This window comes from Streptomyces sp. NPDC093109, assembly GCF_040701725.1.
Taxonomy (GTDB): Bacteria; Actinomycetota; Actinomycetes; order Streptomycetales; family Streptomycetaceae; genus Streptomyces.
Genome location: NZ_JBFBEZ010000012.1, coordinates 1 through 20,970, shown reverse-complemented (window position 1 = coordinate 20,970; position 20,970 = coordinate 1). Strand labels below are relative to the sequence as shown.

Annotated in this window: 19 protein-coding genes; 13 read left to right on the top strand and 6 right to left on the bottom strand. The window is 72.4% G+C overall.

The window, feature by feature from the left end:
* Positions 1-27: 27 nt before the first annotated feature.
* Positions 28-885 (top strand): hypothetical protein, encoded by an 858-nt coding sequence (locus AB0389_RS13935; RefSeq protein ID WP_366395611.1) that lies wholly within the window; start codon positions 28-30, stop codon positions 883-885.
* A 114-nt stretch (positions 886-999) separates the two neighbouring features.
* Here the strand turns inward: AB0389_RS13935 and AB0389_RS13930 are convergent, their stop codons facing one another.
* The 4 genes from AB0389_RS13930 to AB0389_RS13915 all read right to left on the bottom strand — a co-directional run bounded on the left by AB0389_RS13930 (position 1,000) and on the right by AB0389_RS13915 (position 5,172).
* Positions 1,000-1,647, bottom strand: coding sequence for a hypothetical protein (locus AB0389_RS13930; RefSeq protein ID WP_366395610.1), 648 nt, complete (start codon positions 1,645-1,647; stop codon positions 1,000-1,002).
* A gap of 159 nt (positions 1,648-1,806) precedes the next feature.
* Complete coding sequence (locus AB0389_RS13925; protein WP_366395609.1) at positions 1,807-2,949, bottom strand: prenyltransferase; 1,143 nt, start codon at positions 2,947-2,949, stop codon at positions 1,807-1,809.
* Positions 2,946-3,677, bottom strand: coding sequence for a class I SAM-dependent methyltransferase (locus AB0389_RS13920; RefSeq protein WP_366395608.1), 732 nt, complete (start codon positions 3,675-3,677; stop codon positions 2,946-2,948). The genes AB0389_RS13925 and AB0389_RS13920 overlap by 4 nt, the downstream gene beginning before the upstream one ends.
* 97 nt (positions 3,678-3,774) lie before the next feature.
* Positions 3,775-5,172, bottom strand: a complete 1,398-nt coding sequence (locus AB0389_RS13915) for a glycosyltransferase family 4 protein (RefSeq protein WP_366395607.1) — start codon at positions 5,170-5,172, stop codon at positions 3,775-3,777.
* A 331-nt stretch (positions 5,173-5,503) separates the two neighbouring features.
* Here AB0389_RS13915 and AB0389_RS13910 point away from each other — a divergent pair, with 331 nt between their 5' ends.
* Positions 5,504-5,848 (top strand): STAS domain-containing protein, encoded by a 345-nt coding sequence (locus tag AB0389_RS13910; RefSeq protein ID WP_366395606.1) that lies wholly within the window; start codon positions 5,504-5,506, stop codon positions 5,846-5,848.
* On the opposite strand, the gene AB0389_RS13905 is transcribed toward AB0389_RS13910, so the two are convergent.
* Complete coding sequence (locus AB0389_RS13905; RefSeq protein WP_366395605.1) at positions 5,821-6,711, bottom strand: LysR family transcriptional regulator; 891 nt, start codon at positions 6,709-6,711, stop codon at positions 5,821-5,823. The genes AB0389_RS13910 and AB0389_RS13905 overlap by 28 nt on opposite strands.
* 42 nt (positions 6,712-6,753) lie before the next feature.
* Between AB0389_RS13905 and AB0389_RS13900 the strand changes: the two genes are divergently transcribed.
* From AB0389_RS13900 to AB0389_RS13860, 9 genes are all read left to right on the top strand, one after another.
* The gene (locus AB0389_RS13900; RefSeq protein WP_366395604.1) at positions 6,754-6,951 is read left to right on the top strand and encodes a hypothetical protein; all 198 of its coding nucleotides are present in this window, start codon (positions 6,754-6,756) and stop codon (positions 6,949-6,951) included.
* Between the two features lie 270 nt (positions 6,952-7,221).
* Entirely contained in the window at positions 7,222-8,070 is an 849-nt protein-coding gene (locus tag AB0389_RS13895) for a sulfurtransferase (protein ID WP_366395603.1), read from the top strand.
* Positions 8,071-8,084: 14 nt separating this feature from the next.
* The gene (locus tag AB0389_RS13890; protein ID WP_366395602.1) at positions 8,085-9,026 is read left to right on the top strand and encodes an ABC transporter permease; all 942 of its coding nucleotides are present in this window, start codon (positions 8,085-8,087) and stop codon (positions 9,024-9,026) included.
* A 7-nt stretch (positions 9,027-9,033) separates the two neighbouring features.
* Complete coding sequence (locus AB0389_RS13885) at positions 9,034-9,819, top strand: ABC transporter ATP-binding protein (RefSeq protein WP_366395601.1); 786 nt, start codon at positions 9,034-9,036, stop codon at positions 9,817-9,819.
* A complete protein-coding gene (locus tag AB0389_RS13880) occupies positions 9,816-10,850 on the top strand; it encodes an ABC transporter substrate-binding protein (RefSeq protein WP_366395600.1) in 1,035 nt (344 codons plus the stop codon). Before AB0389_RS13885 ends, AB0389_RS13880 begins: the two co-directional genes overlap by 4 nt.
* A 65-nt stretch (positions 10,851-10,915) precedes the next feature.
* Complete coding sequence (locus tag AB0389_RS13875) at positions 10,916-12,043, top strand: LLM class flavin-dependent oxidoreductase (protein ID WP_366395599.1); 1,128 nt, start codon at positions 10,916-10,918, stop codon at positions 12,041-12,043.
* Positions 12,044-12,096: 53 nt separating this feature from the next.
* Positions 12,097-13,152 (top strand): ABC transporter substrate-binding protein, encoded by a 1,056-nt coding sequence (locus AB0389_RS13870; RefSeq protein WP_366395598.1) that lies wholly within the window; start codon positions 12,097-12,099, stop codon positions 13,150-13,152.
* A complete protein-coding gene (locus AB0389_RS13865; RefSeq protein WP_366395597.1) occupies positions 13,149-14,342 on the top strand; it encodes an acyl-CoA dehydrogenase family protein in 1,194 nt (397 codons plus the stop codon). The genes AB0389_RS13870 and AB0389_RS13865 overlap by 4 nt, the downstream gene beginning before the upstream one ends.
* Complete coding sequence (locus AB0389_RS13860; RefSeq protein WP_366395596.1) at positions 14,339-15,838, top strand: FAD-linked oxidase C-terminal domain-containing protein; 1,500 nt, start codon at positions 14,339-14,341, stop codon at positions 15,836-15,838. The genes AB0389_RS13865 and AB0389_RS13860 overlap by 4 nt, the downstream gene beginning before the upstream one ends.
* A 78-nt stretch (positions 15,839-15,916) precedes the next feature.
* On the opposite strand, the gene AB0389_RS13855 is transcribed toward AB0389_RS13860, so the two are convergent.
* On the bottom strand, positions 15,917-18,400 hold the full coding sequence (locus AB0389_RS13855; protein ID WP_366395595.1) for an endonuclease/exonuclease/phosphatase family protein: 2,484 nt from the start codon (positions 18,398-18,400) through the stop codon (positions 15,917-15,919).
* 391 nt (positions 18,401-18,791) lie between these two features.
* Between AB0389_RS13855 and AB0389_RS13850 the strand changes: the two genes are divergently transcribed.
* Together AB0389_RS13850 and AB0389_RS13845 are read left to right on the top strand one after the other, a co-directional pair.
* Positions 18,792-20,369 carry a prenyltransferase/squalene oxidase repeat-containing protein gene (locus tag AB0389_RS13850; protein ID WP_366395594.1) on the top strand — a complete coding sequence of 526 codons (1,578 nt, stop codon included), beginning with the start codon at positions 18,792-18,794 and terminating at the stop codon, positions 20,367-20,369.
* Positions 20,370-20,430: 61 nt separating this feature from the next.
* Positions 20,431-20,700 (top strand): DUF1330 domain-containing protein, encoded by a 270-nt coding sequence (locus tag AB0389_RS13845; RefSeq protein WP_366395750.1) that lies wholly within the window; start codon positions 20,431-20,433, stop codon positions 20,698-20,700.
* Positions 20,701-20,970 lie beyond the last annotated feature (270 nt).

Here is a 20,970-nt window from a genome sequence, read left to right as displayed (position 1 = left end):
GAGACGACTGACCGAAGGACTTTTCACGTGAACATCCGCTCCCTCACTAGAGGCGACGGCGTGGTGATCGGAGCAGCGGTGTTGCTGTTCATCGCCTCGTTCCTCAATTTCTACGACTCGTCCTACACCAATGGTGTGAAGGCATGGGACCTGCTGGGTGTGGTGATGAGCATCCATCTGGCCGGGGTCATCGCGGCGGCGTTGATCGTGACCGCTCGCGCGCTGCCGCAGCCGCGGAAGTTGGCGGGGCTCGACCTCGGGCAGTTCGGCACGGCGCTGTCGATCTTCGCGGCGTGGACGGCGCTGTGGTACCTGCTCGGTGACGGCAAGGCCGGCAGCGGTCAGATCCTCGGCTTCCTGGGTGCCGCGGTGCTCGCGGGCGCCGCGGTGGCCACGCCGCTGCTGCCGCCGCTGAAGGTCGCGCTGATCAGCGCGCCGAAGCCGGCCGTCCCGGGGCCGTACGCCGGCCAGCCGGGCGGACCCGGCGCTCCGGCCGGACCGGGGTACGGCTACCCGGGCGGCCAGCAGTCCTTCGGCGCGCAGGGCCAGCCGCAGACGTACGGCGCGCAGCCCGGCGCCGACACCGGCCAGCCGGCGGGCGCCCAGGCGTCCCCCTTCGGCAGCACCCAGCCCGCGCAGTCCGCCCAGCCGGCTGCGGCCCAGGCGGACGCAGCAGCCCCGGCGGGCGACTTCGCGCCGTTCTGGTTCGCCGTCCCGGTGGCCCGGCCGCTGTTCGGCGAGGACGGCTCTCCGTCGCCCATCGCCGAACTCGCCCCCGGCACCTGGTACCTCGCGGTCGAGCAGCGCGGCGCCGCCCTGATCGCCCAGACGCAGGACGGCCGCCGCGGCGTCCTCCAGGACACCTCGGGCATACAGCGAGGCTGACCAGCCGCACCGTACGACCGCCACACCGTACGACCGCCACGCCGCACGCTACGACGACGGCCCCCGCACTCCGGTGCGGGGGCCGTCGTCGTGCTGCGTACGGATCCGGTCGGGTCAGCCCTTGTTGAGCTGGGAGAGCGAGGGCACCTTGTCCTTCACCGGTGCGCCCGCGCCGCTGCCGGCGTCCTTGACCTTGTTGATGATGTTGCCGAAGTTGCCGACGTCGCTGCTGCTCGCGTCGCCCTTGCGGAGCTTCGTGCCGAGGCCCTTGAGGGAGTCGATGCCGGCGGTCAGAGGGGCCAGCGCCTTGGAGAGGAGCGGGTCGCCCTTGGCGTTCTTGGTGGCCGCCTTGAGGCGGTTGTAGGTGAAGGCGCCCGCGAGGCCCGCCTTGACCAGGGCGAGCTTGCGGCCCTTGGCGCCCTTCTTGAACTTGCCCTTCTTGTAGGGCTTGATGATCCACTGGTACGCGGCGCCGGCCGCGAGCGCGGCGTCGGCCACGAAGCGGGTCTTGGCGAACTTCCGTTTCTCGGCGCTGGAGGTGGGGGTCGGGTCCGCCGCCATCAGGTCGGCGGCGTCCTGGACCTCCTGGACCTGCTGCGCCTGGCCGGGTGTGCTGGTGGCGTTCTTGGTGCCGCTGCCGCACGCCGCCGAAGTGAACAGCAGCGCGCAGGACAGCATGACCGCCAGCACGGTACGCCGGAGCGTCACGTGGGGCGGACTGCTGCGTATGTGCGGGGTCTCGGTGCGCGGTGTGTCGGACATGGGAAACCTCCCTGGCAGACTGCCTGTAAGCCTCACCGCCGCCCGGTCCCGCCGCCATGCGGGCTGGTCCGTTCGGGTGGTGGCACCGGGTCACCGAGGGCCGGTCACAGAGGGCCGGTCACCGCGCCCCGGTCAGCCGGGCCGGTCAGCAGTCCCGGGTCAGCAGTGGGAGCAGTCCGGTTCCAGGCCCAGTGGCAGGCGCTCGCCGCCGAACACCGCGGTCGTCGCCTCGTCGCCCCCCAGCGCGGCCACCGCGAGCAGCAGCGAGCCCGCCGTCCAGGTGGTGCGCTCGTCCGGCCAGAACGCGATGTTGCCCTCGAAGACGAACCCCGTCCAGTACAGCCCGTCGTCGGCGCGCAGGTGCTGGATGGACTGGAGGACCTCCAGCGCCCGGTCGGACTGGCCCATCACCCAGAGCGCCAGGGCGAGTTCACAGCTCTCGCCGCCCGTCACCCACGGGTTGGGCAGTACGCAGCGCACCCCGAGCCCCGGTACGACGAAGCGGTCCCAGCCCTCGGCTATCCGGGCCGTGGCCCGCTCCCCGGTCAGCGCGCCGCCGAGCACGGGGTAGTACCAGTCCATCGAGTAGTGGCTCTTGTCGAGGAACCGCTCGGGGTGGTGGGTGATGGCGTGCGCGAGCGCGCCGGCCGCCAGCTCCCAGTCGGGCTGCGGCTCCTCGCGCTCGTCCGCGATCGCCAGGGCGCAGCGCAGCGCCTGGTACACGGACGAGCATCCGGTCAGCAGGGCGTCCTCGACGGGGGTGCCGTCCGCCTCGCGCTTCCAGCCGATCTGGCCGCCGGGCTGCTGGAGTTCGAGGACGAACTCGATCGCGGCGTGCACGACGGGCCACATCCGGTCGAGGAATCCGTCGTCCCCGGTCGCCAGGTAGTGGTGCCAGACGCCGACGGCCACGTACGCGCAGAAGTTGGTCTCGCGGGCCGCGTCGGTCGGTACGGCCGCCGGGCGGGTGGCGGAAGCCTCACCGGGGGCGCTGCCACCGCCGTCACCGGGGTCGCCGCTGTCGGCGTAGGCCGCGTACCAGGAACCGTCCTCGTTCTGGTTCCGCGCCAGCCACTCGTACGCGCGCCCCGCCGCCTCGTCCTCGCCCGCGGCGTCCAGCGCCATGGCCGCCTCGGTGTGGTCCCAGGGGTCGAGGTGGTGGCCGTGGAACCACGGTATCGAGCCGTCGGGCCGCTGGAGTGCCAGGACGGCCGCCACCGTCCCCGCGGCCTCCTCGGCGGTGAGCACACCGGGCAGGACCAGGTGTTCCGTGGCGTCGGGGCCGCGCCGGGGCAAGGTCACTTGGCCGCCGCCGGCAGGTGCGGCTTCGTCGCGTACGCCACGAAGCTCTTGCCCACGACGGGGTTGAGGAGCTGCTCGGTGACCCGGGTCGCGAGGGGCTTCTTCATGATGTCCCAGACGAGCAGCTTGTGGTACGCGCGGACGGGCAGCGCCTTGTCGTTGTCGACGCCGAAGGCGCACTTCAGCCACCAGTACGGGGCGTGCAGCGCGTGCGCGTGGTGGGTGCCGTACGGCTTGAGCCCGGCCTCCCGCATCCGGCCGAGGAGTTCGTCGGCCTTGTAGATGCGGATATGGCCGCCCTCGACCTCGTGGTACGCGTCGGAGAGCGCCCAGCAGACCTTCTCGGGGCCGTACCTCGGTACGGTGACCGCGATCCGGCCGCCGGGCCGCAGGACGCGGACCATCTCGGCGAGCACGCCCTTGTCGTCCGGGATGTGCTCCATGACCTCGGAGATGATCACGACGTCGAAGGACTCGTCGGGGAAGGGCAGATGGAGCGCGTCGCCCTCCATCGCGGTGGCGGTGGCGCCCGCAGGGGCCTCCCCCTCCTCCTTCATCGCGGCGAACCACTTGGCCACTTCGCGGATCTCCTCGCCGTTCCGGTCGAGGGCCACCACCTGGGCGCCGCGCCGGTAGCACTCGAAGGCGTGCCGGCCCGCGCCGCACCCCAGATCGAGCACGCGGTCGCCCGCGGCGAGCGGGAAGCGGGTGAAGTCCACGGTCAGCACTGGGGCGTCCTGCTTTCGCGGTCGAGGAGGGAAGGGAGGGAAGGGAGAGGAAGGAGAGGAAGGAGGGAGGGAGCGGAGAGGGAGGGAAAGGCCGGCATCAGCCCGCGCCGCCGGCCACCGGCGCGCGGACCCCGGCCCGGCGGCCCCGCCGCTCTCCCGCCGCCGCGATCGCCTCCCGGTACCGCTCGGCGGTCTCCCGCGCCGCGCCGGCCCAGGTGAAGCGGGACAGCACCCGCGCGCGTCCCGCCGTGCCCAGCCGGGTGCGCAGCTCCGGGTCGTCGAGCAGCCGGCCGAGGGCGGCGGCCAGCGCGCCCGCGTCGCCCGGCGGTACGGCCAGACATGTCTCGCCGTCCGGGCCCGCGACCTCCGGGATGGCGCCTCCGGTGGTGGCGACGAGCGGGGTGCCGGTGGCCATCGCCTCGGCGGCGGGCAGCGAGAACCCCTCGTACAGGGACGGTACGCAGGCGATCTGCGCGCCGCGCACCAGGTCGACCAGTTCGGCGTCGGAGATCCCCTTGACGAACTCGACGGCGTCCTCGAGTCCGTACCGTTCGATGGCCCGCGCGACCGGCCCGTCCTCGGCGCGTCTTCCGACGACGACGAGATGGGCGGCGGGGTGCTCCGTACGGAGCTTGGCGAGGGCCTCGACCAGATGGATCAGGCCCTTCAGCGGGACGTCCGCGCTGGAGGTCGTGACGATCCGGCCGGGTGTCTCAGGTACGGCCGGGTCCGGCGAGAACAGCTCGGTGTCGGCGCCGATGTGGACGACGTCGATACGGCCGGCCGGTACCCCGAGATGGTCGGTGATCTCCTGCTTGGAGGAGCCGGAGACGGTGAGGACGGACGGCAGCCGGCGCGCGACGCGCTTCTGCATCCGGGTGAAGCCGTACCAGCGCCGGACTGACGCCTTCTTGGTCCAGGTGGGCGCGGCGTCGAGATCCAGCCGCCGGTCGACGGTTATCGGGTGGTGGATGGTGGTGACCAGAGGCGCGCCAAGGTCGCCGAGCAGTCCGTAACCGAGCGTCTGGTTGTCGTGGATGACGTCGAACTCACCCGCGCGGGCGGCGAGATGGCGCCGGGCCCGGAGGGAGAAGGTGAGCGGTTCGGGGAAGCCGCCGGTCCACATGGTGGAGACTTCGAGGGCGTCGATCCAGTCACGGAACTCGGCGGCCTTCGGGGTGCGGAAGGGGTCGGGCTGGCGGTAGAGGTCGAGGCTGGGCAGCTCGGTAAGGCGTACGCCCTCGTCCAGTACGGGGTAGGGCTGGGCGCCGATGACCTCGACGCTGTGACCGAGGCGGGCGAGTTCGCGGGAGAGGTGGCGGACGTAGACGCCCTGCCCGCCGCAGAACGGGTTCCCCTTGTAGCTGAGGAGCGCGATACGGAGGGGACGGTCGCCGCCGGAGGTGTCGCCGCCCTCGTTCCCTGACGCGGACTCCGCCTCTGCCCCTGACCCTGACCCTGACCCGGTGCCCGCTTCAACGGCCTCAGCGGTCACTCGCGGTCCCCTTTTCACTGCTTTCACTGTGCTCTCGGGTTGTTCAACGGAGCGTAACCGCTGCCGACAAGCTAGAACAAGTTCTCGTACACCGCACCGAATCTACCGGCAAGTAGCCTCGCCGTACCCGTCGGATCAGGTGATTCACGCCACCCCGCGCGCACCCCGGGCACACCCCGGGCGCACCCCGCACCTACGCGCGACACGCGGGCCCGTGGCCGAAATGACCGGGCTGCGCGACGGCGCGCCCTTCCTGACACCTCGTCATGGGATCGCACGGTGTAGCGTTCCCCGGTCGTCGCCCGCACAGGGCCTTCCACCGGCTACCGGAATGAGTGAGCTACCCATCTCTCTGCCCCCCTCGTACGAGCCCCTCCGCGTGGAGATCGTCTCCCGGCCCGACCGCGTACTGGTCCAGGTCGGGGGCGAACTCGACTGCGACACCGGGCCCGACCTGTTCGCCACGCTGGCGCCGCTGGCGCACCGTTATGTCGAGCTGGATTTCAGCCAGGTGCACTTCATGGACTCCACGGGGCTCAACATCCTGCGCAGCCAGCGCCGGGCGAGCAGACGCGCGGGCGGCGATCTCTGTCTGCTGCGCTACACGCCACCCGTACGGCGCGTACTGGACGTCACGCGGAGCTTCGACTATCTGACGGCGCCCTGCGACGCGTGAGCGGGCGGGGCCGGCGCCACCGCGAGCAGCTCCTCCATGGCGGCGATCGCGCCCGCGACCATCGCCGGATCGGCGCCCCGCCGCGCGTGCGCGCTCATCCGGATGGCCGGTACGGGCGGCAGGTCGTGCCGTGCGCTCAGCCCCTCGGGGGCGTCGCCGAGCCCGGCCAGCAGCGCGGCGCCGAGCCCGGTGCGGGCGGCGTCGAGGACGCCCGCGAGATAGCCGGCGTCGCAGACGACGGTGGCGGGGATGTCGCGCTCGGCCAGTACGCCCAGGGCGCGGCGGCGGATCGCGCAGGGGTCCTCGATGGCCACCAGCGGGAGCGGCGCCGGGGCGGGCGGCGGGTTCCAGCCGGGGGCCGCGTACCAGTTCAGGGGCAGTCCGCCGACCGGCGTGCCCTCCGTACCGCCCGCTTCTGTGACGTAGACGGCCAGGTCGACCGTGCCCCGGTCCACGGCCTCCACGAGCCGCGCGGAGCGGTCGATGCGGAACCGTACGCGGCACTGCGGGCGCACTTCGCGTACGGCGGCGGTCAGCAGGGGCAGGATCTGGTCGGCCGCGTGTTCGGTGGAGCCGATGACGACGGCCTCCCCGTCGTCGCCGAGCAGGGTGCGGACCGCCTCGTCGTGCACGGCGACGATCCGGCGCGCCTGTTCCAGCAGCCGGGCGCCGTCGGCCGTGAACCGGGTGCCGCGGCCCTCGCGCTCGACGACCGGGCGGCCGAGGGTCTTCTCCAGCCGCCGTACGTGCTGGCTGACCGCGGACTGGCTGAGCGCCAGCGCCTCGGCGGCGCGGTGGAAGCCGCCGCGGTCCGCGACCGCGAGGAGGCTGCGCAGCGCCGTAATGTCCAGTACGTGTGCCATGCGCGCACGCTAGCACCCGAAATCCTTGATCGATCAGAAAATGTGATCGATTATGAGTGCGAATCGTCGTTGGACGTGGCGCTCGGCGTCGGTCATCCTGGTGCCATGTTGCAGACAGCGAATGGGGCGGCCACCGCGCCGAAGCCCCTCGACGCCCGGCGGTACGCCGCCGTGGGCGTGCCGCTGACGCAGCGCCGCGTGGTCGATTTCGGCCTCGTCAACAGCGCCTGTTGTCGCTGACCCCGCTGGACGGGCCGTACCTGCCGTAGCCGCGGGTGTGCCGCACCTCGCCGTAGGGCTGTTCCGTGCGTGTGCCTGTGCCGTGCACCGATTGCGCGCACCGATTCCGCGCACCGATTCAGTTCGCTGATCGGTGATCGCCGGCCCTTCTTCCCCTTATCTCCTCCTTCTCCTGATCTCCTCCTTCTCCTTATCTCTTCGCGCCGCTCCGGGCCCGCCCCGGGGCCGGAGTGCGCCACTGCCTGCCCCCACCTCGCCGGAGGCGACCGCATGACCGCCCGCGTCATCATCACGGCCACCGAACTCGACGCCCTGCTCCGCTCCCCCGCCCCGCCCGTCGTCCTCGACGTACGGTGGGCGCTCGGCGACCCGCACGGCCGTACGCACTACCGGGACGCCCATGTCCCGGGCGCCGTCTATGTCGACCTCGACACCGAACTGGCCGCGCCCGCCTCCCCCGAGGCCGGCCGGCACCCGCTGCCCGCACTCGCCGTGCTCCAGGCCGACGCCCGCCGCTGGGGGGTGCGCGCCGGCCGGCCGGTCGTGGTCTACGACGACAACGGCGGTACGGCGGCGGCCCGCGCCTGGTGGCTGCTGCGCTGGGCGGGCGTCGCGGACGTCACCCTGCTGGACGGAGCGCTCGGCGCCTGGCGTACGGCCGGGCTGCCGCTGGAGTCCGGGGACGCGCCCGCGCCCGTACCCGGGGACATCACCCTCACCGCCGGCCACCTGCCGACGGCCGACGCCGACGAGGCCGCCGCGCTGGCCCGTACGGGCACCCTGCTGGACGCCCGCGCCGGCGAGCGCTACCGGGGTGAGACCGAGCCCGTGGACCCGCGAGCCGGCCATGTCCCCGGCGCCCGCTCCGCCCCCACCGGGGAGAACCTCGCCCCCGACGGCACCTTCCTGCCGCCCGACGCGCTGCGCGCCCGCTTCGCCGCCCTCGGCGCCGACGGCTCCACCCCCGTCGCCGTGTACTGCGGATCCGGTGTCACGGCCGCCCACCAGATCGCCGCGCTCGCCCTCGCCGGCACCGACGCCGCTCTCTTCCCCGGCTCCTGGTCCGCCTGGTCCGCCGACCCCGCCCGACCCGCCGCCACCGGCTCCCAGCCGGGCTGACGAGAGGAACCCCGATGTCCGTCCAGGAGCACACGGCCCCCGGCACCGCACCGCCGGAACCGAACACGCAGCCGCACGCGCCGTCCGTACCCGCGTCGCCGTCCAAATCCCCGGCGCCGTCCGCGTCCCGGCTCACCATCCGGCCCGCCCGGCGGACCGGCGGCGGTCCCGGCGGTCGCGGCGGGCCGCGCGTCCCGCGCTGGGCCCGGCGCGCCAGCGGTCCGGTCGGCGTCCTGCTCGCCTGGTACCTCGCCAGTGCGACCGGGGTGCTCCCGGAGAACATCCTGGCCTCGCCGGTCGACGTCGTACGCCAGGCCTGGGACCTGACCGCCAGCGGCGAACTCCCCAGCGCCATCGCCGCGTCCGGCCGCCGGGCCGCGACCGGCTTCGTGATCGGCGCCGCGATCGCGCTCGCGCTCTCCCTCGCCGCCGGGCTCTTCCGGCTGGGCGAGGACGTCATCGACTCCTCGATGGGCATGTTCCGCGCGATCCCCTGGGTCGGGCTGATCCCGCTCTTCATCGTCTGGTTCGGCATCGACGAGACCCCGAAGATCGCGCTGGTGGCGCTCGGGGTGACGTATCCCCTCTACTTCAACATCTACGGCGGCATCCGCTCCGCCGACTCCCAGCTCATCGAGGCCGCGCGGATGCTGGGCCTCGGCCGCCTCGGGCTGATCCGCTACGTCATCCTGCCGTCCGCGCTGCCCGGCGCGCTGATCGGGCTGCGGTACGCGCTGTCCACCGCGTGGCTGGCGCTGGTCTTCGCCGAGCAGGTCAACGCCAGCAACGGCATCGGCTATCTGATGAGCAACGCGCAGCAGTACTTCCGTACGGACGTGATCGTGCTCTGCCTCGCCGTCTACGCGGTCCTCGGGCTGCTCTGCGACTTCGTCGTACGGCTGCTCTCCAAGCGCCTGCTGACCTGGCGGGCCTCCTTCGACGGCGACGGGGCGTGACACGCGTATGAGTACCGACACCGACCGCACCAGTGTGGAGATCCGGTCACTGACCCGGACCTTCGACGGCAGAACCGTGCTCGACGATCTCGATCTGACCATCGAGCGGGGCGAGTTCGTCGCGCTGCTCGGCCAGAGCGGCTGCGGCAAGAGCACCCTGCTGCGGATCCTCGCCGGGCTCGACGACGAGATCAGCGGCGAGGTGACCGTACCGAACCGGCGTGCCGCCGCCTTCCAGTCGCCCCGGCTGATGCCCTGGCTGAAGGTCTGGCGCAATGTCGTGCTCGGTCTGCCCGGCAAGCCCGACCGGGAGCTGGCCACCCGCTATCTGGCGGAGGTGGGCATCGAGCAGCGTGCGGCGGTGTGGCCCAAGACGCTGTCGGGCGGCGAGGCGCAGCGTGTGTCGCTGGCCCGCGCGCTGGTGCGGGAGCCCGAACTGCTGCTGCTGGACGAGCCGTTCGGCGCGCTGGACGCGCTGACGCGGGTCAAGGCGCAGCGGCTGGTGGGTGAGTTGTGGGCGCGGCACGGCTGCTCGATCCTGCTGGTCACCCATGACGTGGAGGAGTCGCTGCTGCTGGCCGACCGGGTCCTGGTGATGGACGCGGGCGGTATCGCGCACGAGGTGACCGTGGATCTGCCCCGGCCGCGCTCGCTCGGCTCGCCCGAATTCGTCGCCCTGCGTGGCCAGTTGCTGGCCTGGCTCGGTGTGCACGACGCCACGGCCGGCACTGCGCCCGACACCGCGCCCGACACGACGAAGACCGCTACCGCTCTCGAAAGGACCGCGTCATGACGTACAGAACGGCTGTCCGCGTGCGCACCGCCGCCGCACTCCTCGCCCTCTCCGCCCTCGCGTTCGGCGCGGCCGGATGCGGTACGAGCGGCGGTACGGGATCCGGCTCGGAATCGGGGTCGGGGGCGGCCCCGGCCGGGGCGGCGGCCGGGTCGTCCGGTGTGACACTCACACTCGGCGACCAGGCGAAGAACCTCCAGACGCTGGTGAACGCCTCGGGCGCCTTCAAGGGTGCCTCGTACGGGGTGAAGTGGGCCGAGTTCGAGGGCGCGGCCCCGCTCTTCCAGGCGGCGCAGGCCGGCGCGGTGGACACCACGTACGCCGCCGACCTGCCCACACTCCAGGCGCTCAGCGGCGGTGTGCCGGTCAAGGCGGTCGCCGGGCTGCGCAACGACGGTACGGCGGTCGGGATCGTCGTCCGGAAGGACTCGAAGATCAAGAAGGTGGCCGACCTCAAGGGGCAGACGGTCGTGGTCTCGTCGGCCAAGGGCAGCATCTCCGAGTACCTGCTGGCCAACGCCCTTCAGCAGGCCGGGCTTTCGTACTCCGACGTCAAGGTCAAGTACCTGCTGCCCACCGACGCGCAGGCCGCGTTCAGCGCCGGGCGGATCGACGCCTGGGCGATCTTCGGCGTCTACAAGGCGGTGGCGACCCAGCAGGGCGGCCGGGAGATCGTCAACGGCGCGGACGGCCGGGTCAGCGGGTACGGGTTCATCGGCGCGTCCGACAAGGCCCTCGCCGACAGCGCGAAGAAGCCGGCGCTGCGCGACGCGCTCCGGCGCATCGGTACGGCACTGGAGTGGGCCAGGTCCCATCCGGCCGAGTACGCCGCCGCCATCAGCAAGAACAACGGGGCGTCCGCCGAGGTCGCGAAGACCATCGTGAGCCAGAGCTACGGCCGGCTCGTCCCGATCACCCCCGAGGTGACGAAGGCAGTGCAGCAGGTCGCCGACACGATGCACGCGATCAAGGTGCTCGACCCGAACGTGACGGTCGCCGACTCCGTCGACACCAGCCTCTACACGAAGTAGCACGCTCCCCCGCACCCCCCACTGCTTCCCCCACTTCCCCTTCCACTCCTTGGAGTTGGCTCACCATGCCCGTCGAGTTCATCAGCGCCATCCACCCCAACCCCGCCTTCGACGGCACCTCCACCTTCGGCCGGGGCATCGACCCCGAGCACACCCGCCGCTACGCCCGCGCCCTGGACGACGGCGGCTTCGACTACACCCTCGTCGCCTACCACTCGTCCTCCGCCGACGCGCTCCAGCTCGCGCAGTTCGTCGCGAACCACACCGAGCGCCTCAAGCCGATGCTCGCCCACCGCCCCGGGGTGATCTTCCCGACGCACGCGGCGCGCGCCTTCGCCACACTGGACCGGATCAGCAAGGGCCGGCTCGCCGTGCACATCATCTCGGGCGGCAGCGACCAGGAGCAGCGCCGGGAGGGCGACTACCTCTCCAAGTCGGAGCGGTACGAGCGGTCCGACGAGTACATCCGGATCCTGCGCAAGGTGTGGTCGGCCGAGGGCCCCGTCTCGCACGAGGGCACGCACTACCGCTTCGAGGACTTCGTCTCCGACGTGGCGCCGGTGAACGGCACCATCCCGATCTCGGTGGGCGGTTCGTCGGCCGACGCGTACCGGGTGGGCGGGCAGCAGGGCGACATCTTCGGCCTCTGGGGCGAGCCGCTGAAGGAGACCGCCGAGCAGATCGCCTCGGTCAACGCCGTGGCGGACGCGGCGGGGCGCCCCCGGCCGCGTATCTGGGTGTCGTTCCGGCCGATCATCGCGCCGACCGACGAGCTGGCCTGGGAGAAGGCACACCGGGTGCTCGGCAAGGTCCAGGAGGGCGCCGCGGCGCGCGTCAAGGACGACCATGCCAACCACTACCCGGCCCCGGGTGTCGGCCGGCCGGCCAATGTCGGCTCGCAGCGGCTGCTCGACATCGCCGCGCGCGGCGATCTGCACGACCGGGCGCTGTGGACGCCGCTGGCGACGGCCACCAACGCGGCCGGTTCGTCGACCGCGCTCGTCGGCTCCCCCGAGACCGTCGCCGCCGCGCTGCTCGACTACGTGGACATCGGCTGCGAGCTGCTGTCGATCCGGGGCTACGACCCGCTCAACGACGCGATCGACTACGCCCGTTACGTGCTGCCGCTGGTACGGCAGGAGCTCGCCTCGCGCGCCTCCGCCGGGGCCGCCGGGGCCAAGTCGGCCGCGTAACACGTCCGCCGTACGACGCACACGCCACGAACCACGCACCCCCGAGGAACCTCATGCCCCGTGTCCGCAGAACCGCCGCGCTCGCGCTCGCCCTCTCCGCCCTGCTGTTCCCGCTCGCCGCCTGCGGCGGTTCCGCCGACGCCACGTCCGCCGCGGACAAAAACACCGCCGGCAAGGGGACGGACCTGTCGTCCGTGACCCTCGCCGTAGGAGACACCGGCTGGTCCCGCCAGGAGTCCATCCTCAAACTCGCCGGGCTCGACAACACTCCGTACAAGATCAAGTGGAGTGTGTTCCAGGGCGGTGATCTCCAGCTCCAGGCGATGCGGGCGGGCGCGCTCGACGTGGCGCAGTCCAGCGAGATCCCGCCGGTGTTCGCCGCCGCCGACGGCAAGGCCAACTTCAAGGTCGTGGCCGTACAGCAGGCCAACACCCTCCTCCAGGAGGTCGTGGCGCCCAAGGGCTCCACGCTCACGAGCATCGCTCAGCTCAAGGGAAAGAAGGTCGGCTACGTCAAGAACACCACCGCCCAGTACTTCCTGTACGAGCTGCTCAAGAAGGCCGGTCTGGAGTGGAGCGACATCAAGGCCGTGCCACTGCTGCCGGACGCCGGGCTCGCGGCGCTGACCGGCGGCTCGGTCGACGCGCTCGCCTCGTACGGCAACGCGATCATCGCCGCGCACGCGCAGGGCGCCACCACGATCGGCTCGGGCGCCGGCATCCTCTCCGGCAACTTCAACTGGGAGGCGTCGGACAAGACGATCGCCGATCCGGCGAAGCGCGCGGCGACGGCCGATCTCCTCGCCCGGCTCGCCAAGGGCTGGGAGTACATCCGCGACGGCCACGAGAAGGACTTCGCGAAGGTGACGGCCGCCGCCACCCACCAGCCACTGGACCAGGCGCTCGGCCAGCTGCGGGACGGCGAGAAGCAGCGGCCGAACAGGATCGGCCCGACCACACCGGAGGCCACCGCGTCCGCGCAGAAGGTCGCCGACGCGTTCCACACACTGGGCGCGCTGCCGAAGCCGCTCAAGGTCGCCGGCTTCTGGACCGACGCGCTCAACACCGACCTGGAGAAGGCGCTGAGCGAAAAGGGGACCACCTCATGACCGCCCCGAGCCTGCGGCCCGCACTCCGGCCCGTCGCTCTCGACCGGCTCCCCGACGTCACCCGCCAACTCGCCGTCCACGCCGAGGAGTACGACCGTACGGGCGCGTTCCCCGCCGAGGGCATCCGCGCCGTCCACGAGGCGGGGCTGCTCACCGCGACCGTCGCGCCCCGGTACGGCGGGGCCGGCCTCGGCGTCGAGGACACCGCGCGGATCTTCGCCGCCCTCGGCGAGGGCGATCCGGCCACCGCGCTGATCGCCGCCATGACCCTCAACGCGCACACCATGCAGGCGCGCCGCCCGCACTGGCCCGAGGAGCTGTACGCGCGGGTGCTGGCCGACTCCGCCGAGCGGCCCGTCCTTCTCAACAACGCGCGTGTGGAACCCGATCTGGGCTCGCCGGCCCGGGGCGGGCTGCCCGCCACCACCGCGCGCCGTACCGCCGGCGGCTGGGCGATCAGCGGCGCCAAGCGGTTCGTGACCGGCGCCGAGGGGCTCACCTGGTATCTGGTGTGGGCCACCACGGACGAACCGGAGCCGCGCGTGGGCACGTTCGCCGTGCCGGGGGACGCGCCCGGCATCGAGATCACCCACCGCTGGAACCACCTCGGGCTGCGCGCCAGCGGCAGCCACGACATCGCGTTCCACGAGGTCGAGATCCCCGCCGGGAACCTGGTGAGCGTGGCCGCGCACGGCCCGGCCGCCGAGCAGGACAACCGGGCCGGCGCGCCGCTCCATCTCCCGCTCGCCGCGCTGTACTTGGGGGTGGGCCGGGCGGCGCAGCGGTACTTCCACCGCTTCGCCCATGAGCGCGTGCCGGCCAACCTGGGCCGTCCGGTGGCCACCACGGAGCGCTTCCGGCAGGCCGCCGGGGAGATCGAGCTGCTCCTCGACAGCGCGGATCAGCTCGTGTACGGGGGCGCCCGGCGCGTCGACCTCGGGGACGACACGTACGCGCCGGAGCAGGCGCTCGGCACGAAGGTGCTGGCCACCCGGCATGCCACCACCGCCGTACAGACCGCGCTGCGGCTGCTCGGCAATCCGGGGCTCACCCGGGACAACCCGCTGGAGCGGCACTTCCGGGACATCCAGTGCGCGCCGGTGCACGCCCCGCAGGAGGACACCGCGCTGCTGGCCATCGGCGCGTCGGCGCTGGGCGGCTGGGCGCGGAGCGAACGGGAGGGCTCATGACCATCACCCGTCAGCCGACGCACCTGCCAGTCCATCAGCCGACCGAACAGGCCACCGCCGCCGCCCAGTTGCTCGGGCTGCTCGCCCGCGATCTGGCCGCCGACCGGCTCACCACCGACCCCGCCGCGACCGCCGCGTACGCCACCGACCGCTCCGGCGCGCACCCCGACGGCCAGCCGCTCGCCGTCGTACACGCCGCACACACCGACGACGTGCGGACCACCCTGCGGCACGCGAACGCGCTGCGCGTGCCGGTCGTGCCCCGGGGCGCGGGCACCGGACTGTCCGGCGGCGCCACCGCCGCCGAGGGGACCGTCGTCCTCGATCTGGCCCGGATGAACCGGATCACCGAGATCTCCCCGGACGACCAGCTGGCCGTCGTGGAGCCCGGGGTCATCACCGCCGACCTCGACCGCGCCGCCGCCGCGTACGGGCTGCGGTACGCGCCCGATCCGGCCAGCGCCGCGATCTCCACCATCGGCGGCAACATCGCCACCAACGCGGGCGGGCTGCGCTGCGCCAAGTACGGGGTGACGCGGGACAGCGTGCTCGGGCTGGACGCCGTACTCGCCGACGGCACCCTGATCCGTACCGGCCGCAGGACCGTCAAGGGCGTCGCGGGGTACGACCTGACGGCGCTGCTCACCGGCTCGGAGGGCACCCTCGGTGTGATCACCGCCGCGACGCTGCGGCTGCGCCCGGTCCCGGTCGCGACCGCCACGATCGCCGCGTACTTCCGTACGTTCGAGGACGCGGCGGCCGGCGCGAGCGCGCTCACCGCCGCCCGGATCGAGCCCGCCATGGCCGAGCTGCTCGACGGTCCGGTGCTCGCCGCGATCGACGAAGCGCGGGCCACGGAAGCGCGCGGCACGGAAGCGCGCGGCACGCAGGCGCCTAGCGTACACGCACCGGGCGCACACGCGCCGGGCACGGAGCTGCGGGCGCGTGGCGGGGCGCTGCTGCTCGTGCAGTGTGACGGCGCGGGCGCGGCGGCGGAGGCGGAGCGTGTGGCCGCGCTCCTCACCCCGCGGGCCACTTCCGTCGAGACGACCGACGACCCGGCGGAGGCCGAGTCCCTGCTCGCCGCGCGCCGGCTGGCGCTGCCCGCGCTGGAACGTCTGGGCCGCCCGCTGATCGAGGACATTGCCGTACCGCGCTCCCAACTGGCGCGGGCGGTACGGGAGATCGGGGCCATCTCGGCGCGGCACGGCGTCCCCGTATACACCCTGGCGCACGCCGCCGACGGCAATCTCCACCCGATCCTGGTCATCGACCCGGCGCTCACCGAGGTGCCTCCGGCCGCCTGGGCGGCGGCTTCCGACATCTTCGCGCTGGCGCTGCGGCTGGGCGGCACCCTGACCGGCGAGCACGGAGTGGGCACGCTCAAGCGCCAGTGGCTCGCCGACGAACTCGGCGAGGACAGCCTGGCGCTGCACCACCGGCTGAAGGCCGCGTTCGATCCGTACGGGATCCTCAATCCCGGCAAGGCGATCTGAGACGCCCGGGCCGTCGGGACACACGTGTGGGCGGGTACGCGGCACAACACCACGTACCCGCCCACACGGCTGACTCGGTTACTTGATGCGGACGACCTGCGGGTCGTGGTCGCTCGTCTGGTCGGCGAACTCGGAGTTGATGTGGACGACCTCGTAGCCGGGCTTCTTGATCGCCGGGCTGACCAGGATGTGGTCCAGGGTCTGCGAGTTGCCGTCGTAGACGTAGCTGTAGCGCTCGTTCTTCGGCAGCGTGTCGATCAGGTCGTTGAGGACCTTGCCCTTGGTGAGGGTGGCCAGGGGCTTGGAGAACGGGTAGTCGTTCAGGTCACCGAGGACGACGATCTTGGCCTCCTTGTCCTTGGCGAGCAGGTCGGAGACGAAGGCGTGGACCTCGTTGGACTGGGCCACGCGCTGGGTCTCGGAGCCGAGGACCGGCGGCTGGTTGACGCTGTGCAGCGGCTGGTCGCCGCCCTTGGAGTTGAAGTGGTTGCCGACGATGAAGACCTGCTGGCCGCGGAAGGTGAACTCGCCGACGAGCGGCTTGCGGCTGCTGTTCCAGGCGGTGGACGTCGGGTTGATCCGGCCCGGGGAGGCGGACAGGGTGACGTCGGTCTTGACGACCTTGCCCTTCTTGTCCTTCGTCGTGGTGGTGACGACCTTCACGGGGGTGGTCGCGTCGCCGCCCGGACGGTCGACGAAGCTCACGCGCTGGGGGTTGAAGAGGAAGACGTTACGGATGTTGCCGCCGGGCTGGCCGCCGTCCTTGCCGTCCTCGGGGTCGATCGAGCGCCACTCGTAGGAGGGGCCGCCCTTCGCCTTGATGGCGGCGATGAACTTGGCGAGGGTCTTGTCGGCCGCGACCGTACCGTCGCTCGTGGCACCGCTGTTGTCCTGGATCTCCTCCAGGCTCACGACGTCGGGGGCGGCGAGGTTGGTGACGATGCCCTCGGCGAGCCGGTCGAACTTGCTCTGCGCGTTGGCCGGGGCGAGGTTCTCGACGTTGTACGTGGCGACGGACAGCTCGTCGCTCTTGGCCTTCTTCGCCACCTCGGGCTTGAGACCGGCCGACTTGACCTTGCCGAGGGTGGTGGTCTGGAGGACGTAACCGCCGTAGTTCGAGTAGTCCAGCACGCCGGCGCTCGCGCCGGTGAGCGTGTCGCCCACGTTGGCGGAGATCTGGTCGCCGGTCAGCGAGATGAGCTTGAGGCGGCCGGAGTTGACGTCCTTGTAGGACTTGTAGATGGTGCCGCCGCGCGGGGTGGCGTTCTCCTTGGGCTTGGTGGTGACCCAGGTCTCGCCGTACGAGTTGGAGGCGCCCACGACGCGGCTGTCGCCGATCTGGATGCGCATGCCCTCGTGCGCCTCGAACCAGTCGAGGGCGTACTTGGTGGGCTTGAGCGGCAGCGACTCGATGCTGCCGCCGCCCTTGACCTTCGGCGCGTACGTGTCGGGAATCGTCTTGGAGGTGACGATCACCGGCGCGGGCAGCGCGTTGCCGGAGGACAGCACGACGGTGGTCGCGCCGGACAGCTCGGTGAGGGCCTGCACGCCGCTCGCCTGGCCGCCCGGGTAGTACTCGACGACCTTGGCGGAGACGAGGACGGAGTCGCCGACCTTGACCTGCGGGGTGGTGGTGCCGGTGAAGACGAACACGGCCTCGCTGGTGGCGGAGTCCTTGTCCGGCTCGGTGTCCTGGATCCAGAAGCCGCGCGAGGTGCCGGTGGAGCGGACGGCGGTGACCACGCCGGGGACGTTGGTGACGCTCTTGCCCGCGTACGGCGAGAGCCGGGTGGGGCCCTGGATGTCGTGGATACGCACGTCACCGGGGGTGGTGTTGGTCGGCGACGGGGTCGGGGACGGGGACGGGTCGCCGTCGCCCGGGGCCGTGCCGCCGCCCTCACCGGCGCTGTTGCGCGGGGTGGGCGTGGCGCCGCTGAGGTCCGCGGAGTTGTTGTCCGTGTCGGTGAGCTTGGCGTCGCGGGTGACCGAGTGGGTGTTGTCGGCGCCGGTGGCGGGCGTGGTCTCGCGGACCACGGCCGTGCCGAACCCGACCAGGTCCTTGATGCCGGTGTCGGCCGCGCAGTCGTCGGCGGTCAGGCAGGTCAGCGCGGTGGTGGAGTGGACCAGCGCGACGGTGCCGCTGCTCGCTGACATCGCGATGGTGCCGGTGGCGTCGGGGGTGGGCAGGGCGTCGGTGCCGCCGGTCCCCTTGGCCTGCTGGATGAGGTAGCTGCCGCCGGCCGGGATGGCGCCGGAGAGCGGGGTGACCGACCACTTGGTGGTGGCGCTGGGCGAGCCGCTCAGGTACTGGACGGACCAGCCGGTGAGGTCGAAGGACGCGCCGCCGGCGTTGCCCAGTTCGATGAAGTCGTTGGTGAGCGTGGCACCGGAGTTGCCGCCGCCGCCGTACACCTCGGCGATGACCGCGTCGGCGGACGGAGTCGCCTGGGCCGTGAGCGGAAGGGCGACGAGAGATCCGGCTATGCCCACGGGAAGGGCGACGGAGAGGGCGATCAGCCGGGCGCGCCTGCCGCGCAGGGCCGGGGGGATGTATGAGGACACGGTGTCTCTCTCTGTTGCGTGTTCTACGGCGTGTTCCTGCGCACGTGGTGTGGGGGCGGCCGGTGCGGCAAGGTCGTCTCGGGGGTGACTCGGATGACTCGGAGACTCGAAAGTCGGCTCAAGATACGCGCGTAGATCTACCGTCTACAAGGGGGTAGTCCCGCCAAAGAGGCAATGTTTCCCGACTGTTCGCCGGATTTAACCTGGTTGTCGGAGAGCGTGGGGGCCGGAAGCGTGGGCCTCGGGACGGGCCCGGGTGGCCGCCCGGCGGGGGCCGGTAGAGTGGGCGAGGTCAGCTTCACACCCGTATCGCCCGCATCGCATCACATCGCGACAGACCGGTACGGAGCGGTACTGAACCGCAGCTCCCGCAGGAGAGGCTCCGCCCGCCATGACCACCGTTCGCCGCTGCACCGCGGCGCTCGCCGCATCCGCCGTGCTCTGCGTGGCGTTCGCCCCGGCCGCCAGCGCGGGGGGTGACGCGGCTCCGGCCACGGAGCGGACTCCGTCCGCCGGGGCGTCTCCGATGCAGGTGGAGCCCGCGACGAAATCCACCGGTGCCACCACGGCCGCCGGCGCCTCCACCACTTCCGGTGCCACCGGCGCCTCCGATACCACCGACGCCTCCGGTACCACCGACGCCTCCGGCACCTCCGACGCCTCCGACGCCTCCGGCACCTCCGACGCGGCGACCATAGTGATTCCGCCCGGTCTGTACGGCGACAAGAATCCGACCCGGGACGGGGTATGGCGCCAGTCGCTGGCCATGCTCGGCCAGGCCGCGGCCCAAGTGCGCCCGGGCGACCAGGCCGTGATCTGGCTCAAGTCGCAGCAGTGCGCCAGCGGCGCCTTCCCCGCGTTCCGCGCGGACCCCGCCGTACCGTGCGACGAGAAGACGGCCGTCGACTCCCGGTCCACCGCCGCCGCCATACAGGCGCTCTCCTCGCTCGGCGAGCAGCAGCTCCCGATGGAGCACGCGATCAGCTGGCTCCGTTCCGTACAGAACGAGGACGGCGGCTGGGGCTACCGCCCGGGCCGGCCCAGCGACACGAACTCCACCTCCCTGGTGATCGGCGCGCTGACGGCGGCGGGGGTACGGCCCAGCTCCGTCCGTACGCGGAACAACGCCCCCTCGCCCGAGGGCAAGCACGCCTACGACGCGCTCGTGCGCCTCTCCGTCCCGTGCGGCGCGGGCTCGGGCGCGGACGCCGGGGCCTTCGCGTACCAGCCGGACGCCGACGGCCGGCTGACCGCCGACGACGCCGCCACGGCCGCCGCCGTACTGGCCGGGATCGGCAAGCGGATGGTGACCATGCCGGTGGTGCCGGGTCCGGCGCCGATCTGCGAGAACGCGGGGGGTACGGCGACGGATCCGGCCGCCGGCCTGCCGCCGGAGCGGGCCGCCCGCAACGGCGCCGCCTATCTCGCCACCGCTCTCGCCGCGACCGGCCACCTCGACCAGCCGCCGCTGCCCGACGCCAAGGACAGCGCACCGTTGCCCGATTTCGGGAACACGGCGGCAGCCGTGGTCGCGCTCACCACCACCGGATACGGCAACCAGGCGAACATCGCCCTGGAGTGGCTGAAGCAGAACTGCGGCGCCTGGGCCCAGGCCAACGGCCCGGCCGCCTACGCCCAGTTGATCTTCGCCGCGCACGCGACGGGCACCGACCCGCGCAACTTCGGCGGGATCGACCTGGTCCAGCGGCTGAACGAGACGGGCCCGGCCCCGAAGTACATCGCCCCCGTCCCCGCCCCGGGCACCACCGGCGCGGCCGGCACGGCGGCCGGCACCGGCACCAGCCCCGCGGCGACGACCGCGGCGGCGGCGGAGAGCGCGTTGAGCGGCGCCGACGGACGCGGCGTGCTGTGGCTCGTCGGGATCGCACTGGCCTTCGGGGGCGGAATCGGCTACCTGCTGGGCAGCCGGGGCAGCCGGAGGCGGAGCAACCGCCCCGCGACGCGCTGACTTACGCGGAAGCGGCGGAAGTGGCGGGAGCGGCGGGAACGGCGGAAGCGGCGGAAGTGCCCTGAGTCGGGCCGAGCCGTCCATCCTCAGCCACGGCGGCCGTTACCTGGTCGCGGGCCCCACCCCGGAGCCCGTCGAGGGCACATGGGACTCCGCCCGGCTCCTGGTCGTCGAGTTCCCCGACATGGACCGGATCCGCGAGTGGTACGACTCCCCCGAGTACCGGCGGGCCCGGGAGATCCGGGAGGGCGCGACCCGGATACAGATGCCGTTCGCCGAGGGCTCACCCCCTGAGGGCTTCACCCTCCCGCCGCGACCGACGGGGGCGTGAGGCTCGCGGGAGTTGTGGGGTGCGGGTCAGAGCAGCGCCGAGTGGGGTGGGTGGCGGAGGTTGTTGGGTGTGGGGCCGCCCCTCCAGCTGTGAGTTTCGCGCTTCCGGGCCGGGTATCAAGGGCGCTCCTCCGTCGCGTCGGCTACGCCGATTCCGCTGCGCTCCACCCCTGACACAAGGCCGTCAAGTTAAGGGTTTGTGCTGGTGGTTACGGGTGGTGGGGGTGTGTAGACGCCGAGGGCGATTTTGCGGAGGAAGCCTTTGGTGACC

Excerpts from the sequence above, each read along its gene's own strand:
- AB0389_RS13930 (WP_366395610.1), bottom strand. The coding sequence starts at position 1,647 with ATGTCCGACACACCGCGCACCGAGACCCCGCACATACGCAGCAGTCCG.
- AB0389_RS13910 (WP_366395606.1), top strand. The coding sequence starts at position 5,504 with ATGAGTGAGCTACCCATCTCTCTGCCCCCCTCGTACGAGCCCCTCCGC.
- AB0389_RS13905 (WP_366395605.1), bottom strand. The coding sequence starts at position 6,711 with ATGGCACACGTACTGGACATTACGGCGCTGCGCAGCCTCCTCGCGGTC.
- AB0389_RS13895 (WP_366395603.1), top strand. The coding sequence starts at position 7,222 with ATGACCGCCCGCGTCATCATCACGGCCACCGAACTCGACGCCCTGCTC.
- AB0389_RS13890 (WP_366395602.1), top strand. The coding sequence starts at position 8,085 with ATGTCCGTCCAGGAGCACACGGCCCCCGGCACCGCACCGCCGGAACCG.
- AB0389_RS13885 (WP_366395601.1), top strand. The coding sequence starts at position 9,034 with ATGAGTACCGACACCGACCGCACCAGTGTGGAGATCCGGTCACTGACC.
- AB0389_RS13880 (WP_366395600.1), top strand. The coding sequence starts at position 9,816 with ATGACGTACAGAACGGCTGTCCGCGTGCGCACCGCCGCCGCACTCCTC.
- AB0389_RS13875 (WP_366395599.1), top strand. The coding sequence starts at position 10,916 with ATGCCCGTCGAGTTCATCAGCGCCATCCACCCCAACCCCGCCTTCGAC.
- AB0389_RS13870 (WP_366395598.1), top strand. The coding sequence starts at position 12,097 with ATGCCCCGTGTCCGCAGAACCGCCGCGCTCGCGCTCGCCCTCTCCGCC.
- AB0389_RS13865 (WP_366395597.1), top strand. The coding sequence starts at position 13,149 with ATGACCGCCCCGAGCCTGCGGCCCGCACTCCGGCCCGTCGCTCTCGAC.
- AB0389_RS13860 (WP_366395596.1), top strand. The coding sequence starts at position 14,339 with ATGACCATCACCCGTCAGCCGACGCACCTGCCAGTCCATCAGCCGACC.
- AB0389_RS13850 (WP_366395594.1), top strand. The coding sequence starts at position 18,792 with ATGACCACCGTTCGCCGCTGCACCGCGGCGCTCGCCGCATCCGCCGTG.